The sequence below is a fragment of the Amycolatopsis sp. NPDC033938 genome, assembly GCF_055575975.1.
The window spans coordinates 461,592-476,645 of the sequence record NZ_JBVIRO010000004.1 but is presented as its reverse complement, the minus strand read 5'-3'; the positions used below and the strand labels follow the sequence as shown (position 1 = coordinate 476,645).

The following is a 15,054-nucleotide window of genomic DNA, read 5'->3' as shown; positions in this document are numbered from 1 at the left end:
CGGCGGATCCGGGGCCGTCGGCGGGGATCGCCCCTAGCGTCGGAAGGGTGCGAACACTGGTAACCGGCGGGGCCGGGTTCATCGGCTCCCATATCGCGGATCTGCTGTCCGATCAGGGCCACGAGGTCGTCGTCCTCGACAACCTCCTGCGGACCGCGCACGGCTCGTCGCGTCCTCCCGGCTACACCGGACGTCACCGGTTCCTGCACGGTGACGTCACCGACCCAGGACTGGTCGCCGGACTGCTGGACGGCGTCGAGGCGGTCTGCCATCAGGCCGCCGTCGTCGGGCATGGGATCGACCCGTCCGACGCGCCGTCCTACGCGCTGAACAACGACTACGGCACCGCTGTGCTGCTCGCCGCCATGCACGCCGCCGGGGTTCGGAAACTCGTGCTCGCGTCGTCGATGGTCGTCTACGGCGAAGGCCGTTACGAATGCGCTGAACACGGGATCGTGCCGCCGTCACCGCGGACGCGGTCCGATGTGGACGCCGGACGCTTCGAGCCCACCTGTGCCGCCTGCGGTGCCGAACTCGGCTGGCGGCTGGTCCCCGAGGACGCGCCGCTTCAGCCGCGAAGCACTTACGCCGCCACGAAGCTCGCTCAGGAACATCTCGCGGCGGCGTGGGCCCGTCAGACCGGCGGAACGGTCTGGGCGATGCGCTACCACAACGTCTACGGACCCCGGATGCCGCAGAACACCCCGTACGCCGGTGTCGCGTCGCTGTTCCGTTCGTCATTGCAGCGTGGTGAGGCACCCACCGTGCTGGAGGACGGCAAGCAGCAACGCGACTTCGTCCACGTCCACGATGTCGCGAGGGCGAACGTCCTCGCACTTCACACCGACGGCCCCGAAGGCGAACTCACGCCACTGAACATCTGCTCCGGACAGCCGCACACGGTCGGCGAACTGGCCGAAGAGCTCGCGAAGGCGTGCGACGGTCCTGCGCCGGTGATCGCGGGTGGCGCGAGGCCCGCCGACGTCCGGCACGTGGTCGCCGATCCCGGCCGCGCGGAACGACTGCTCGGTTTCAAGGCGGAGACCGGTTTCGCCGAGGGCATCGCCGGCTTCGCCACCGCTGAACTGCGGGAACCGGCGAGTCTCTGAAACCGGGAACAGACCGGGCTCCCGCGCGGTTGTCGTTCGCGGACAAGCGGACCGACCTTGGGGGTTTTGTGGGCATCACCATCGGCGACATCGAGATCGAGGCGCTGGGCGACGGGCTGATCAGGCTGCCGCTCGCCTTCTTCCCCGGTCTCGACCCGGAAGCCCACCCGGAGGTGCTCGACGAAGACGGCACCGTCCATGTCCCCACCGGCGCGTACCTGATCCGCGGCAACGGCCGCACGATCCTCGTCGACACCGGCCTCGGCCCGCGTGAATTCGCCTTCCCCAAGGGAATGACACCCGCCAAGGGCGACCCCACCCCGGCCATGGGCACCGGCGGCGACCTCGCGGCCGCCCTGGACAAGGCGGGCTGCCCGGTGAGTGAGATCGACACCGTCTTCCTCACCCACCTGCACAACGACCACACCGGCTGGATCGCCCCCGAAGGCGACCTGACCTTCCCCGGCGCGCGGGTCGTCTTCGGGCGACTCGACTGGGAAGCCCTGATCGAGCCCGCCGGGACGGACGAGTGGGGCCGCGTCGGCATGGAGACCGCCCGCGGCGCGGGCCTGACCGAGGCGATCAGCGGCGACGACGTCCCGATCGCCCCCGGAATCGTGGCGAGACACGCTCCCGGCCACACACCGGGCCACTACATCCTCGACATCACCGCGGACGACGAGCGCCTGCTGCTGCTCGGCGATGTCCTGCACACGCCCGCACAGCTGACGGACGCCAAGATCGGCTTCCTCAGCGACCTCGACCCGGACCTCGCGCTCCGCACCCGCCAGCGGCTCCTCGCCGAAGCCGGAGAGACCGGCGCGATCATCGCGCCCGCCCATTTCCCGGACCTGGGGTTCCGCCGCCTCTGATCGCCTGGTCGGTCGTGAGTGGCGATTCGGGTGGGTACCTCCTCGTCACCTGCGGGCCTGGCTCGTGGGGGAAGCGCGTGAAGGCCTTCCCAGGCCGTGAAGGACTCCTTGAGGGACTCTGGGTCCCTCAAGGAGTCCTTCACGGCCCGACCGCTACCGGACCCACCCACCGCAGGCACCGCAAACACCCTTGGCCAGAACGCTCATTAACACTCACGACCCCAAACCGGGCACATTCGTCTCGCGAAATGTCCCTTATGGACAGTCAAGAGCCGGGTGAGGACCCTTGCGTGAGACGCTCCCGCCGGATCCGCCACGACACGTTCGCTTTGTCCCGCTCCAGCGGTGGAGCCGACCAGCAGTTATGCGACTTTGCCGGACCCTGACCCTGAGAGCAGGGAAGGAGGCCTTCACGGACACACCATCACTTGCCGCAGAGCACCTTGTCGGTGAGCATCTTGTCCGCGTTGAAGTACGCCTGCCCCAGGTCCGCCGCGGAGTCACCGTAGGTCATGGACAGCTCGTAGGTCCTGCTGCCGTCCGGTGTGCTGGCCATCAGCGTCCCGTAGCCGTGGAAGCCGCCCATGCCCTTGAGGACGGTGCCGCAGCTCGACTCCTGGACGTACAGCCCGAGCCCGTAGCCACCCTTCGGATGCGGTTTGCGCATCTCGGCCAGCAGCGGGGCGGGCAGGAGCTTTCCGCCCAGCAATGCGGAGAAGAACGTGTGCAGGTCCTTGGTCGTCGAGATCAGCTCACCGGCGCTCGACGCCCACGACGGGTTCTGCTCGGTGATGTCGACCGTCTTCCACTGCCCCGCCTCCTCGTATCGGTAGTAGCCGTGGGCGTGCGGCCCCGGGATGCCCGGCCACGTGCCCGGCACCACGGTGTCCCGCAGGCCGAGCGGGCGCAGGATCCGCCGCTGGAGTTCGTCGCCGTAGGGGTTGCCGGTGACCTTCTTGATCAAGAGCCCCGCCAGCACGTAGTTGATGTTCGTGTACGTCCAGTCCGTGCCAGGCGCGAACAGCGGCGGCTTGGACAGGCCGAACCGCACCAGCTCCTCCGGCTGGTAGGTGCGGTATCGGTTGTCGAGGAATTCCTTGCCCTGCAAGGGGATTCCCGGGACAACCGTACCGTCGGGCAGCACCGCGCCGGTGTAGTCGAACAACCCGCTGGTGTGCTGCAGCAGCATCCGCACGGTGATCCGCCGGTCAAGGCCGAATTCGGGCAGGTAGCCGGCCACCGGGGCGTCCAGGCCGAGCTTGCCCTCCCCGACCAGCTGCAGCACGACGGTGGCCACGAAGGTCTTGGTGTTGCTGCCGATGCGGAACCGCCCGTTCGTCGGCGGCTTCGCGGTCTCGCCCAGCTTGCGCACCCCGGCGCTACCGGTCCAGTCGCCCCGCTGGTCGTGCACCCGGAGCTGCGCGCCGGCGAAACCGGAGCCGGCGATCTCCCCGACCATCGCCCGCAGGTCCGGACGATCCTTTCCGGCGGGGTCCGCGGCGGCCACCCCTGGCAAGGCCGCCCCGGCCAGCAACGTCGCCGCCAACGCCGTGATCCCCGCTCGCCGGAGGACCCGGCTCTTGCCGTTCCTGGCTGTACTCGCTGAAGTCGTCATGGCGGCAACATTCGCCGTCCGCGCTGACACGGCGGTGACACGGCACTGACACGGTCAGGGCGTCGAGAGGGGCAGCCGGACTTCGAAGCGGCAGCCGGGCCCGTGGTTGCGGACGCCGATCCGGCCGCGATGGGCTTCGACGAGCCCTTTCGCGATCGCCAGCCCGAGTCCGCCGCCGCTCGCCAGCCCACCGCGCTCGGGCGTCCGTGCCCGTGTCCCGCGGAACGCGACGTCGAAGACGCGCCCGATCTCGTCGTCGGGGATCCCTCCGCAGCCGTCGTCGACGGCCAGCAACGCGTCGCCGCCATCGATACCGAGCTGGACCGCGACCGTCCCGTCCGGCGGCGTGTGCCGGACGGCGTTGGACACCAGGTTGCGCACGATCCGCGCCAGCTCCGGGTCGCTTCCGGAGACGACCGGCCAGGCGTCCGCCCGCTCGACCATCCGCACCCGTTTCTGCCCGGCGAGCGGCGCCTGCGCGGCGACGGCGTCGCTGACCACGTCACGCAGCGGCACGGCGGCCATGGTCAGTTCCAGCGCGCCCGCGGTGATCCGCGACAGCTCGAAGAGGTCGCCGACCATGCCCGAAAGCCGCGTCGTCTCCCCGCTGATCCGCCGCGCGTAGTCGGTGATCTCGCCGGAATCGGCGACGACGCCGTCCGCGACGGCCTCGGCCATCGCCTGGATCCCGGCCAGCGGGCTCCGCAGGTCGTGGCTGATCCACGCGACGAGTTCACGCCGCGACGCCTCGGCCGCGCGCTCCCGTTCCCGCGCCTCCCGCTCCCACACGCTGCGGCGCGCGATCAACCGGCCGAGCACGAGCGCCGCCGGCACGGTCACCAGCGCGACCAGCAGACAGACCAGGGTCATCGTGGTCAGCGCGGGGGTGAACATGAACCCGCTGACGCCGAGCACCGCGACCAGCGTCGCGAGCACCGGGATCAGGACGAGCACCGTCATCGTGCTGGCCAGCGAACCGCGTCTGAGCACATACAACGCCAGCCCGCCGAGCAGCACCACCGGCAGCGTGAACAGCAGCGCGAACGGCAGGATGTGCCAGGCGTGCGCCAGCATCTCGGCGAACGACTCGCCCGCGCCGATCATGGCCGCACCGGGTCGTACCGGTAACCGACACCCCAGACGGTGGCGACCCGGACGGGTTTCGCCGGATCCTTCTCGATCTTCTCCCGCAACCGTCTCACATGGACGGTCACGGTGGACTGATCGCCGAAGTCCCAGCCCCACACCTTTTCCAGCAGGTCGGCCCGGGAGAACGCCACCCCCGGATGGGCGAGGAAGAACGCGAGCAAATCGAATTCCCGGCTGGTCAAGGGAAGTTCCACGCCACCGACACTCGCCTGCCGCGCGGTCATCTGCAGCGAAAGGTCACCGTCGGCGAGTTCGGTGGCCGCCGGCGCCGGGCGGGGCATCCTCGCCCGGCGCAGCACCGAGGCCACCCGCAGCGCGAGTTCCTTGGGGCTGAAGGGTTTCGTGACGTAGTCGTCGGCGCCGAGCTGGAGTCCGGCGATCCGGTTCTCCTCCTCGCCGAGCGCGGTCAGCATGACGATCGGGACCTGGCTCATCTGCCGCAGGCGACGGCACACCTCGAGCCCGTTGAGGCCGGGCATCATCACGTCCAGCACCACCAGATCCGGGGCGGTCTCGGCGAACAGCCGCAGCCCCTCGGTGCCGTCCCCGGCGACGTCGACGTCGAAGCCCGCGACCTCCAGGTACCGCCGGACGACGTCCCGGACGGTCTCGTCGTCGTCGACCACGAGTACGCGGCCCTGTTCGGCCATCACATCCACCTCACCAGCTCGTCAGCACCAAATGGTTCACCACCAGCGCCGTGGCCGCCTGCGCGGCGAGCCACCACCGCCGCCGGGACGACGGCAGCAGCGCGACCGCGGGCAGCAGCCACACCGCGAACGGTAGCCAGATGCGCTCGACCTCCGCCTTCGACAGGCCGGACAGGTCGGCGAACACGATCGTCAGCACCGCGGCCGTCACGATCAGCGTGACCGGCTCCCGGAACGACCGTTTCGGCCCGGCGAGGAACTCCGCGCCCGCCCGCCGCGTCCCGGCGATCACGGCCGGTCCGATCGCGATCAGCACCGCCGCGATATCCGCCCACACCCAGTAGGAGTACGGGCGCAGCGTCGCGATCCCCTGGTAGTAGCGCTCGACCACCAGGTGATAGCCGTCGAGCCACCAGAACCCGGCCCACGCGAACACCACGACGACCGCGGCCGCCCCGAGCGCGGCGAGGAGCAGGATCCGCCACTGGCGGGTCAGCGCGACGACGGCCAGCGCGATCAACCCCAGCAGCACGAGCCCGTAGGACAGGAAAAGCCCGAACCCGAGCAACAGGCCTGCCGGAAGCGCGAGGATCCGCCGCCTGGCCGCGAGCGCCAGCAGCGCGATCCCGGTGGCCGTCACCCCCGCGAAGAGCCCGTCCGCCGAGACACCGATCCAGATCGCGCCGGGCGTCAGCACGGCGAACGGGAGCACCGTCCGCGCCGCGTCCTGCCTGCCCAGCGCGGAAAGCGTCACCGGGACGGCGACGACGACCAGGCAGCCGACCAGCACGACGAACGCCGAGGCCCAGGCGCCGCCGTGCAGCCCGAGCCGATCGAGCCAGACGAAGACCAGCGTCGCGCCGGGTGGATGCCCGGAGACGTGCGTCGTCCACGAGTTCGGCTGGAAATCCAGGATGCGCGAGGAGAACTCGCTCAGCATCCGCGGGATGTCGGTGATCCCGGGTACCTCGTGCAGGTACTCGTGTTCCGTGGCGAGCCTGCCGGTGAACCCCCTGGCCCAGCCGTCGATCATGGCCAGCGAGAACGTCCACGCCACGGCGGCCACGTAACCGAGCACGAGCAGCGGACGCCAGCGCAGCCGCGCGGCGAGCGAGGGACCTTTGGTGACGACCACGAGCGCGAGCACGACGGCGGCGACCGTCCCGGGGCCGACGTGCGGCAACCACAGCCCGAACAGGGGCGGCGCGAAGGCGTAGATCACCACGCCGGAACCGGGACGGTTGTAGTGGAGGCCGACGGCGATCGCTGCGCCGACGACGAGCATCGCCAGGCCGACGGCGATCAGATCGGCCCGGCGACCCGTACGGACGGGAGCGGTGACAGTGGACATCACCGGCACCATAACCACGTTTTCGACGTTCGAAGGCCGGGAAGCCCGGTCCGTCAGAACTCGGTAAGACTCCCGCTCACCCCGCCGGTCGCGACCCCACGAGCAGCAGGCACAGCACCGCCACCGCCGTGACGATCCCGGCGATCAGCAGCATCGGGTCGAGCGAGGGTGCCGTGGCCGCCGCCTGCTGGGTCACGGGAGGGGCCGGGGTCGCGGGCTCGGTGGCGGGAGCCGCCGGGGCCGAAGACGCGCTGCTCGACGGCGGCGCACTCGCCGTCGGGCTGGCCGGCGCCGACACCGGGGCCGTGGTCGGCCGGGCCGTGGTCTGTTTCGGCGGGACGGGAGCCGGTTGCTTCGTGGGTGTCTCCGCGGCCAGTACGGTGACCGACGCGCGCATGTCCGGATGCACCGAGCAGTAGTAGGAGTACGTGCCCGGCTTGGTGAAGGTGTAGCTCCAGCTCTGCCCGGACGAAAGCTGCGGGCTGCGGAACGCGACCGGGGCACTCGTCGTGACGACGTCGTGGGGTGCCTGATCGTGCTGCATCCAGGTGACGGTGTCCCCGACCCGTACGGTCAGCGAAGCCGGGCCGTAGGCGTAGTCCTGCATCATCACCTGCTGCGTGGCCGCCTTCGACGGCGGAGCGAGATAGCTGGCTTGCAGGATCAGGAAAACCGCCGCACACGCGAATCCGGTGAGCCGCCTCATCGCACGAACTCGATCGCGATCTCGACGTGGACCCGGCGGACGAACCACGGCGCCCGCCGTGGCCGCGGCAGAATTCCCTTGGCCCATAACACTATCCGTTCTTCATCGACATAACGCAGAGCTCCGTCGAGCACGAGCCCTCTTTCCCCGATCCGCCCTTCGATCAGTACCTGCCTTTCGTCGACGACGACTTCGTCGGAGGTGAAGGTGAGTACGCGGGTCGTGCGGCGCTTGAGAATCAATCGTCGCAACGGCCACGGATAGGTGCGTAGCGAAGGGACGTCGAGTTCGACGAAGAGCGCCGGTTCCCCGGAGATGTCCAGGTATCCCGCCGTCGCGGCGAATCTGCCCCGTGCCAAGGGGAAGCGCAGGACCCTGATCGACGGCTCGATGACGCAGCGGTCCGGGCGCAGCCGGTGGCCGGCCTGGACCGGGACGGGCAGGAGTTCGGTGTCGGACATCGCTCGTCTCCGTGGGAGGGGAACGTGGATACTGGCGAAGGGCCCGGCCGGCCGCTTACCGGCCGGGCCCTGCGGTTCAGTGACCGGCCTGGTTCAGCAGCTCGCCTGGTTCAGCAACGGGGTGAGCACGGTTTCGAGCCACACCGTATGCGTCTTGATGTACTGGTCGAGGTTCAGCAGATCGGTGACCTGCTGGCCGAGCGACGTCTCCAGATGCGCGGATTTGATGTGCGCGATGATCGGTGCGAGCGTGTCGGCGACGACCTTGTCGGCCGAGCCGTCCAGCACCGGGGCGAGGACGGATTCCAGCCACACCGTATGCGTCTTGATGTACTGGTCGAGGTTGAGGATGTCCTGCACCTGCTGACCGGGTGAGGTCTCCAGATGCGCGGCCTTGACGTGATCGATGATCGGCTGAAGCACTCCCTTGGGCACACAGGATCCTCCGCCGGGGGTCGTCGGCGGCATCGAATGCGAAGACGTCGGCGGCTTGCTGCTGCTCGTCGAGGTCGGCGGGGCGCTCGTCGGGTTCGGCTGTGAAGTCGGTGGAGTGCCGGCGCCCTCCACCTTGACCGACGCCTTCATGTCCGGGTGGATCGAGCAGTAGTAGGAGTAGTCGCCGGCCTTGGTGAAGGTGTGGCTGAAGGTCTGCCCCTGCTGCAACGTCGGCGAGGTGAACTTCTCCGGGCCGTCGGTGATGACGACGTTGTGCGGCGCGGTGTCGTGGTTGGTCCACGTCACCGTGTCGCCGACGGCGACGGAAAGGCTCGCGGGGCTGAACTTGTACCCCATCATCTCGACCGTCTTGGCCGCCGCCGGTGCCGCCGCGGGCGCCGCCTTCTCCTGGGAAAGTCCCTGGTACAGCGGAACCGCCAGCGGTCCCTGCTTGGACAACGCGGCGAGATCGACGTCGGCGGTCTGTGCGGTGTCCGCCTGCTGCCCGCCCCGCAGGGTGGCGAGGCTGAACAGCGCGACACCCAGGGCGAGGATGGCCACCGCCACCGGCCAGGTCCGCCGCGCGGGCACCACCGGCGGGGCCTCGGCGGCGGGGTTCTTGGGCTCTGGGTTGTCCATGAAGGACACTCCTTTCTGTAGGGCGGTCACCGGCCGGGGCTGGCCGTGACGAGGAGGCTCGCCGCGAGGAGGACCACGATGACGAGCGCGGTCTCGGCGGCGACGGAATAGACGAAGGGGCGGACGGTGGCGGCGTCGCCGCGCAGCACGACCGCGAAATCCAGCCGCCGGGAGACCCAGCTCTTGCTGCCCTGCGCGATGACGAGGACGACGGCGAGGACGATCAGCTTGACGACCAGCGTGCGCCCGTAGTCCGTTGTGGACAGTCGAGCCCAGCTGCCGACCGTCTGCCACGCCAGTACGACGCCCGCCGCGATCACCGCGAGCACCGACACCATCGCCAGCCGGGAGTAGCGGGGCACGACGGCGGCGAGCTCACCGGGATCACGCCGGGACAGCACACCGAACAACAGGACGGCCAGTCCGCCGATCCACGCGCAGATTCCGGCCAGGTGCACGAGATCCGCGAGCTGGGTGAGCAACGGCCGGGTGCTTTCGACCGCGTGCCCGGTCAACCCGGTCGTACGCAGCAGCCCCAGTGTCACCACTCCCGCGCCGACCCGCCACGCCGTCGAACGCGCCGCGGCCCGTCCGCGTTGCAGCAGATCGGCGAGAACGACGCCCGCCAGCAACCACAGCAACGCCTTCGCGAACCAGACCCGGCCGAACTGGGTGTCCAGCACCTGCCCGAGCAGGTCCCAGTCGAAGAGATCGGCGGCCGGACGTTGCGCCGACCACGCGCCCTGGAGGCCGAGACCCGCGACCGTGCCGGCGAAACCGAGCAGCCAGCCGATCCCGACGATCTTGCGCGCCCGGCCTTGCGCGGCGCCGTCCGGCCAGAGGAACGCGAGAAAGAACAGTCCGCCGGTGAACAGGGTCATGCCGAAGTAGTCGACGCAGCGGGCAAGTACGTACCAGGTCTTGACCATGACTCACCGCACCGGTGCGGGGGCGGGGACCGTCTCGAGGACGACCGCGCCGTCGGGTGCGCGGCAGTACCCGAGCAGGGTCGCGCCGAGCCCGTCCGCCCCCGTCACCCCGAGACCACCGGTGATCCCGCCGAGCAACGGGAGCGCGGCCACGGTGTCCAGTACCTGTTGCGCCACACCAGGTTGGCAGGCGGGCAGCTCGGCACCGGGCGGCGGCGGAGTGGGCGGCGGCGTCACCGACGGCGGATCCGGATGCGGATGCGGGGGAACGGGGTCCGGGACGGGCACCGGGGGCGGGACCTCGATGCCGCCGGGCGGCGCGGGCGGGGCCACCGGGGCGGGGATGTCGGTGACCGGAACCGCGGGCGCGGGCAGGGAAGGGATCGGCGCGGGAGGCGGTGGTTCACCGCCGGGCAACGGAGTGGCTGCCGACGGCGGAGGCTGCTGGGTGAGCACCGGCGGGTTCTCCGCCATCGCCGTCCCGGGTTTCAGGCCGAGACCCGAGGCGTACCCGACCACGATCACGACGGCGCCGGTAAGGCTCGCCGCGATCAGCTGGTCACGGCGCGGGGCGATTCCTCGCAAGGCCACGAAGGCGTCCTCCCATACGGAAAACGAGAATTGAGCGGGAAAGGGAACGGGCTCGATGGGCCAGAAGAAAACCAGGTGTCGCGTTACCAGGCATGATCGTCACATGAAGGCCAGGTAAAGGAACCGGGCCGCTTGCCGCCGGACGGCTGTGAGTTCTGCGGCCGAATGCCCGCCCGGCACGGCCATTCGAGTGAACGCCACGGGTACCGTGCCCGTTTCCGGCTGCCGCCACGCGGACATCGGTGAGTTTTCGTTAACACGGTTGTAGCGCGAACCTTCGCCGTCGCAACGCTGCCGACCATTCCGTCCCCGACGATGGGCTCCCATTCCCCCGGCCGTCCGACGCAATTGTGAGGGTCACCCATGTCCTTTTCCCCGCCATCGGCACGAAACCGGCTGCGCGGCGCCTTCATGGCCGCACTCGTGCTGTTCACGTCGCTGGCCGTCGTCCAGCCCGCCATGGCGCACAGCGTGCTCGTTTCGAGCGACCCGGCGAAGGACTCCTCGATCGCCGCCGCACCCGCCGCCGTCACCTTGGTGTTCAACGAGCCGCTCGACCGCGGCTTCACCGAACTGGCCGTACTCGGCCCGGACGGCTCGTCGCATTGGGAAGGCGGCGCACCCGTGGTCACCGGAGAGAAGTTGTCCGCGCCTCTGCGGACGCTGGGCGCCGCCGGCGTCTACACGGTGAAGTACCGGGTGGTGTCCGCGGACGGCCATCCGGTGTCGGGTTCGGTTCCGTTCACGCTCACCACGGCGGGCTCCGGAAAGGCGGCGGCCGATCCGGTGGTGCGGACCGAAACCGCGGTGGCCCGTCCGGCGGTGGACGACTCGATGCCGGTGTGGCCGTGGATCGCCGCGGCCGCGCTGGTCGCGATCGCCGGGGTGTTCGTGGCCCGGCTGATCGCGAAGCCGTGAAAACCGGCCACCATAGCCGGATTCACAGCAGCCGTCGGGATGGGGAAGCGAACCGTCAGAACTCGGTAAGAACTTCGCCGATGTCATGATTCGGTAAGCACGACAAGGGTTTTCGGCCGTCCAGTCCGGACTTACCGTGCTGTTCGTGAACGATGACGAAGTTGACGTCGTGCTTCCCTGTCTCGACGAGGCCGGTGCGCTCCCGGGGGTATTGGCGGCCCTGCCCGACGGTTACCGGGCGATCGTGGTCGACAACGGCTCCAGCGACGGCTCCGCCGAAGTGGCGGCCAGGCTCGGGGCGAAGGTCGTCCACGAACCCCGGCGCGGCTACGGCGCCGCGGTACACACCGGACTGGAGGCGGCGACCGCGGACGTCGTCTGCTTCGCCGACGCCGACGGGTCCCTCGACCTCGCCGAGCTGCCGAGGCTGGTGGACGGCCTCGTCGAAGCCGATCTGTCGGTCGGTCGGCGAGTGCCGTCCGGTTCCGGCGTCTGGCCATGGCACGCGCGGGCAGGCAACGCGGTGGTCTCGTCCTTGTTGCGGCTCAAGGGTCTTCCGGTCCATGACATCGCGCCGCTGCGGGCCGTCCGGCGGCAAGCGCTCCTCGACCTCGGCGTCACCGACCGCGCCTTCGGCTACCCGCTCGAACTGCTGATCAAGGCCCGGCGGGCGGGCTGGTGGGTCGTCGAGTTCGACGTCTCCTACGGTGAACGCGCCAAGGGCACGAAGTCGAAGGTCTCCGGTTCACTGCGCGGAACGCTGCGCGCCGCACGGGATTTCGGGCGGGTGCTGAGCCGATGACCTTCTGCCTGCTGATCGTCGCCAAGGCGCCCGTACCCGGTTTCGCGAAGACGCGGCTCTGCCCGCCCGCGACGCCGGGACAGGCCGCCGGGATCGCGGCCGCTTCCTTGCTCGACACCCTCGACGCCGCGCTGCTGACACCGGAAGCGCGGGTAGTCGTCGCGCTGACCGGCGAACTCGGCGAGGCCGCGCGCGGCGAGGAGATCGCCGCGGTCCTGGAAAAGACGGACGTACTTCCTCAGCGCGGCAACGGTTTCGACGTCCGTCTCGCCAACGCGCACGCCGACACCGCCGCCCTCCACCCTGGGCTTCCGGTGCTGCAGATCGGCATGGACACCCCACAGGTCACGCCGGACTCACTGGCCGCGGCCGCGGAACCGCTGGCCACCCGGGATTCCGTACTCGGGCTCGCGGAGGACGGTGGCTGGTGGGCGCTCGGCCTGGCCGACCCTCTGCACGCCAAGGCACTCGCCGGGGTTCCGATGTCCCGGCACGACACCGGCCAAGAGACCCTGCGGGCACTGACCGAGATCGGCCTGTGTCCCGGCATCCTGCCCACACTGTCCGATGTGGACACCATCACGGACGCGCGCCGGGTGGCGGCGGCGAATCCGCACGGCCGGTTCGCCCGAGCGGTCGTCGAAGTCCGGTGACCGCCTTCGACACCGGTCTGCTCGGACAGCGCTGCTGGCTGGAACTGGCGACCGGAGAACGTGTCGAGCTGCCGGTGGACCGCTGGACGGCCGTACCCGGCGACGGCGACGACGTTCTCCTCGACGCCTGCTCCGGCCCGACCCTCGACATCGGCTGCGGCCCTGGCAGGCTCACCGCCGCGCTGACCGAACGCGGCATCGCCTCACTCGGCGTCGACATCTCGGCCACCGCCGTTCGGCTCACCCACGCCAGGGGCGCCGTCGCGCTCCGCCGCGACGTCTTCGACCGCGTCCCCGGCGAAGGGCGGTGGAGGCATGTCCTGCTCGCCGACGGGAACATCGGCATCGGCGGCGATCCGCTGCGCCTGCTGTCGCGGACGGCCGAACTGATCGCCGACGGCGGGACGGTGCTCGTCGAACTCGACCCACCCGGCCGCGGCGTCCGCCAGGACCGGGTCCGCCTGCGTCCCGACGACGGTGCCTGGTTCACCTGGGCGTGGGTCGGCGTCGAAGCCATCGCCGGACTCGCCGCCCGGAGCGCGTTCCGCGTCGCCTGGGCCACCCGCCGCGGTCATCGCTGGTTCGCCTGCCTGGAGAAAGCATGAGGTTCCGCTCCGCCGCGCATTCGGAACGGGTGACATCCCGGATCGGACTCGCGCTCGCCGTCACGTTCACCCTGTGCTTCGTCACCGGCCTCGTCAGCCATCTCATCCAGCATCCGCCGTCGTGGTTCGGCTGGCCGAGCCGCCCGGTCTGGCTGTACCGGGTCACGCAGGGCACCCACGTGCTGTCCGGCATCGCGTCGATTCCCCTGCTGCTGGCCAAACTGTGGAGCGTCTTCCCCAAACTGTTCGAGCGCCCGGTGCTCCGCGGCCTGCCGCACGCCTTGGAACGCCTCTCGATCCTGGTACTGTCCGCGGCCGCGTTCTTCGAGCTCGTCACCGGCCTGTTCAACGTCGCGCAGAACTACCCGTGGACGTTCTACTTCCCGCAGCTGCATTACGCCGTCGCGTGGGTGGCGATCGGCTCGATACTGGTACACGTCGCGGTGAAACTGCCGGTGGTCCGCCGCGCGCTCACCACAGAGCCCGAACCCTCAAGACGCGCCTTTCTCCGTACGACCTGGCTGGCCGCGGGCGTCGCCGTCGTCGCCACGGCGGGCGCGACGGTTCCGTTGCTGCGCACCGTTTCCGGACTGTCCTGGCGCAGTGACAAGGGACCACAGGGCTTGCCGGTGAACCGGACGGCCGCCGCGGCCGGTGTCCTCGACGCCGCCCGGGATCCGAACTGGCGCTTGTCGGTGGTGACCCCGAACGGCACGAAAACCTATTCGCTGGACCAGCTCCGCGCCCTGCCCCAGACGTCGGCCGACTTGCCGATCGCCTGTGTCGAGGGCTGGAGCCAGTCCGCGCGCTGGAGCGGTGTCTCGGTGCCGGAGTTGTTGCGGAACGCCGGAAGCTCACCGGGTACGCCGGTTCGCGTGTTCTCGCTGGAGAAGGCAGGCATCTATGGCATCAGCGAACTGCCCGGCGCGCACACCGAGGACGAACTCACCCTGCTGGCCCTGGAACTCGACGGCGAGATCCTCGACGCCGACCACGGCTTCCCGTGCCGGATCATCGCCCCGAACCGGCCGGGCGTCCTGCAGACCAAATGGGTCACCCGCTTGGAGACGCTGTGAAAACGCTGCGGCTGCTGCTGTTCCTGCCCGGCCTGGGCGCACTCGCCTGGGGTGCGGTGCTGTTCGCCGAATACGCGTTCCCCTTGCGCCCGGACGTGTTCGGGACATTCGGCTGGCTTGCCGGCGGTCCGCTGGTGCACGACCTGCTGGTCGCGCCTCTGGTCGGCGCCGCCGGGCTCGCGCTGAACGGATTCCTGCCGGAACGCTGGAGGACCCCGGTGAAGACGGGTGCGGTCCTCACCGGTGTCCTGACGCTGCTCGCGATTCCGTTGCTGTGGCGGCCTTTCGGCGGCGCCGCCAATCCCGGGCTGCACGATGCCGACACCGTCACCGGTCTGCTGGTGACCCTGGGCGTCGTCTGGCTCGGTGTGCTCGTGGCCGCGCTGGTCGTGTGTTGGGGTTTTGGGGTTTTAACGCATACAGCCCAACACACCCCGAGAACGAGGCGGCCCCCCGCCCCGGCCCCCGCCCCCGAAAAAAAAAAGGCCACGAG

General features: G+C 69.9%; 17 protein-coding genes. 8 read left to right on the top strand and 9 right to left on the bottom strand.

The window, feature by feature from the left end; genetic code table 11:
• The first annotated feature begins 47 nt into the window (after window positions 1-47).
• On the top strand, window positions 48-1,109 hold the full coding sequence (locus tag ACZ5ZX_RS15120) for an NAD-dependent epimerase/dehydratase family protein (protein ID WP_465502564.1): 1,062 nt from the start codon (window positions 48-50) through the stop codon (window positions 1,107-1,109).
• Window positions 1,110-1,177: 68 nt separating this feature from the next.
• Window positions 1,178-1,981 (top strand): MBL fold metallo-hydrolase, encoded by an 804-nt coding sequence (locus tag ACZ5ZX_RS15115; protein WP_465502563.1) that lies wholly within the window; start codon window positions 1,178-1,180, stop codon window positions 1,979-1,981.
• A gap of 424 nt (window positions 1,982-2,405) precedes the next feature.
• Here the strand turns inward: ACZ5ZX_RS15115 and ACZ5ZX_RS15110 are convergent, their stop codons facing one another.
• From ACZ5ZX_RS15110 to ACZ5ZX_RS15070, 9 genes are all read right to left on the bottom strand, one after another.
• Window positions 2,406-3,596, bottom strand: coding sequence for a serine hydrolase domain-containing protein (locus ACZ5ZX_RS15110; protein ID WP_465502562.1), 1,191 nt, complete (start codon window positions 3,594-3,596; stop codon window positions 2,406-2,408).
• A gap of 54 nt (window positions 3,597-3,650) precedes the next feature.
• Window positions 3,651-4,700, bottom strand: a complete 1,050-nt coding sequence (locus tag ACZ5ZX_RS15105; RefSeq protein WP_465502561.1) for a sensor histidine kinase — start codon at window positions 4,698-4,700, stop codon at window positions 3,651-3,653.
• Complete coding sequence (locus tag ACZ5ZX_RS15100; protein ID WP_465502560.1) at window positions 4,697-5,395, bottom strand: response regulator transcription factor; 699 nt, start codon at window positions 5,393-5,395, stop codon at window positions 4,697-4,699. The genes ACZ5ZX_RS15105 and ACZ5ZX_RS15100 overlap by 4 nt, the downstream gene beginning before the upstream one ends.
• Before the next feature lie 10 nt (window positions 5,396-5,405).
• Window positions 5,406-6,758, bottom strand: coding sequence for a hypothetical protein (locus ACZ5ZX_RS15095; RefSeq protein WP_465502735.1), 1,353 nt, complete (start codon window positions 6,756-6,758; stop codon window positions 5,406-5,408).
• 64 nt (window positions 6,759-6,822) lie between these two features.
• Window positions 6,823-7,452: a cupredoxin domain-containing protein gene (locus tag ACZ5ZX_RS15090; protein WP_465502559.1), complete on the bottom strand. Its 630-nt coding sequence runs from the start codon at window positions 7,450-7,452 to the stop codon at window positions 6,823-6,825.
• The gene (locus ACZ5ZX_RS15085) at window positions 7,449-7,913 is read right to left on the bottom strand and encodes a hypothetical protein (protein ID WP_465502558.1); all 465 of its coding nucleotides are present in this window, start codon (window positions 7,911-7,913) and stop codon (window positions 7,449-7,451) included. Before ACZ5ZX_RS15085 ends, ACZ5ZX_RS15090 begins: the two co-directional genes overlap by 4 nt.
• A 93-nt stretch (window positions 7,914-8,006) precedes the next feature.
• Complete coding sequence (locus ACZ5ZX_RS15080) at window positions 8,007-8,987, bottom strand: cupredoxin domain-containing protein (RefSeq protein WP_465502557.1); 981 nt, start codon at window positions 8,985-8,987, stop codon at window positions 8,007-8,009.
• Between the two features lie 26 nt (window positions 8,988-9,013).
• Complete coding sequence (locus ACZ5ZX_RS15075) at window positions 9,014-9,916, bottom strand: copper resistance D family protein (RefSeq protein WP_465502556.1); 903 nt, start codon at window positions 9,914-9,916, stop codon at window positions 9,014-9,016.
• Window positions 9,917-9,919: 3 nt separating this feature from the next.
• The gene (locus tag ACZ5ZX_RS15070) at window positions 9,920-10,507 is read right to left on the bottom strand and encodes a hypothetical protein (protein ID WP_465502555.1); all 588 of its coding nucleotides are present in this window, start codon (window positions 10,505-10,507) and stop codon (window positions 9,920-9,922) included.
• Window positions 10,508-10,870: 363 nt separating this feature from the next.
• On the opposite strand from ACZ5ZX_RS15070, the gene ACZ5ZX_RS15065 reads away from it, so the two are divergent.
• From ACZ5ZX_RS15065 to ACZ5ZX_RS15040, 6 genes are all read left to right on the top strand, one after another.
• On the top strand, window positions 10,871-11,425 hold the full coding sequence (locus tag ACZ5ZX_RS15065; protein WP_465502554.1) for a copper resistance CopC family protein: 555 nt from the start codon (window positions 10,871-10,873) through the stop codon (window positions 11,423-11,425).
• A gap of 145 nt (window positions 11,426-11,570) precedes the next feature.
• Window positions 11,571-12,227, top strand: a complete 657-nt coding sequence (locus ACZ5ZX_RS15060; protein WP_465502553.1) for a glycosyltransferase family 2 protein — start codon at window positions 11,571-11,573, stop codon at window positions 12,225-12,227.
• Window positions 12,224-12,880: a TIGR04282 family arsenosugar biosynthesis glycosyltransferase gene (locus tag ACZ5ZX_RS15055; protein WP_465502552.1), complete on the top strand. Its 657-nt coding sequence runs from the start codon at window positions 12,224-12,226 to the stop codon at window positions 12,878-12,880. The genes ACZ5ZX_RS15060 and ACZ5ZX_RS15055 overlap by 4 nt, the downstream gene beginning before the upstream one ends.
• A complete protein-coding gene (locus tag ACZ5ZX_RS15050; RefSeq protein WP_465502551.1) occupies window positions 12,877-13,485 on the top strand; it encodes a methyltransferase domain-containing protein in 609 nt (202 codons plus the stop codon). The genes ACZ5ZX_RS15055 and ACZ5ZX_RS15050 overlap by 4 nt, the downstream gene beginning before the upstream one ends.
• Window positions 13,482-14,561, top strand: coding sequence for a molybdopterin-dependent oxidoreductase (locus tag ACZ5ZX_RS15045; protein WP_465502550.1), 1,080 nt, complete (start codon window positions 13,482-13,484; stop codon window positions 14,559-14,561). The genes ACZ5ZX_RS15050 and ACZ5ZX_RS15045 overlap by 4 nt, the downstream gene beginning before the upstream one ends.
• Window positions 14,558-15,054 (top strand): hypothetical protein (locus tag ACZ5ZX_RS15040; protein WP_465502549.1); only part of this gene is annotated, 497 nt, incomplete at its 3' end. The genes ACZ5ZX_RS15045 and ACZ5ZX_RS15040, both read left to right, overlap by 4 nt.

What these genes read in the sequence shown, in the direction of transcription:
- ACZ5ZX_RS15100 (WP_465502560.1), bottom strand. Translation starts at nt 5,395, where the DNA reads ATGGCCGAACAGGGCCGCGTACTCGTGGTCGACGACGACGAGACCGTC.
- ACZ5ZX_RS15080 (WP_465502557.1), bottom strand. Translation starts at nt 8,987, where the DNA reads ATGGACAACCCAGAGCCCAAGAACCCCGCCGCCGAGGCCCCGCCGGTG.
- ACZ5ZX_RS15095 (WP_465502735.1), bottom strand. Translation starts at nt 6,758, where the DNA reads ATGGTGCCGGTGATGTCCACTGTCACCGCTCCCGTCCGTACGGGTCGC.
- ACZ5ZX_RS15075 (WP_465502556.1), bottom strand. Translation starts at nt 9,916, where the DNA reads ATGGTCAAGACCTGGTACGTACTTGCCCGCTGCGTCGACTACTTCGGC.
- ACZ5ZX_RS15110 (WP_465502562.1), bottom strand. Translation starts at nt 3,596, where the DNA reads ATGACGACTTCAGCGAGTACAGCCAGGAACGGCAAGAGCCGGGTCCTC.
- ACZ5ZX_RS15085 (WP_465502558.1), bottom strand. Translation starts at nt 7,913, where the DNA reads ATGTCCGACACCGAACTCCTGCCCGTCCCGGTCCAGGCCGGCCACCGG.
- ACZ5ZX_RS15045 (WP_465502550.1), top strand. Translation starts at nt 13,482, where the DNA reads ATGAGGTTCCGCTCCGCCGCGCATTCGGAACGGGTGACATCCCGGATC.
- ACZ5ZX_RS15090 (WP_465502559.1), bottom strand. Translation starts at nt 7,452, where the DNA reads ATGAGGCGGCTCACCGGATTCGCGTGTGCGGCGGTTTTCCTGATCCTG.
- ACZ5ZX_RS15055 (WP_465502552.1), top strand. Translation starts at nt 12,224, where the DNA reads ATGACCTTCTGCCTGCTGATCGTCGCCAAGGCGCCCGTACCCGGTTTC.
- ACZ5ZX_RS15105 (WP_465502561.1), bottom strand. Translation starts at nt 4,700, where the DNA reads ATGATCGGCGCGGGCGAGTCGTTCGCCGAGATGCTGGCGCACGCCTGG.
- ACZ5ZX_RS15065 (WP_465502554.1), top strand. Translation starts at nt 10,871, where the DNA reads ATGTCCTTTTCCCCGCCATCGGCACGAAACCGGCTGCGCGGCGCCTTC.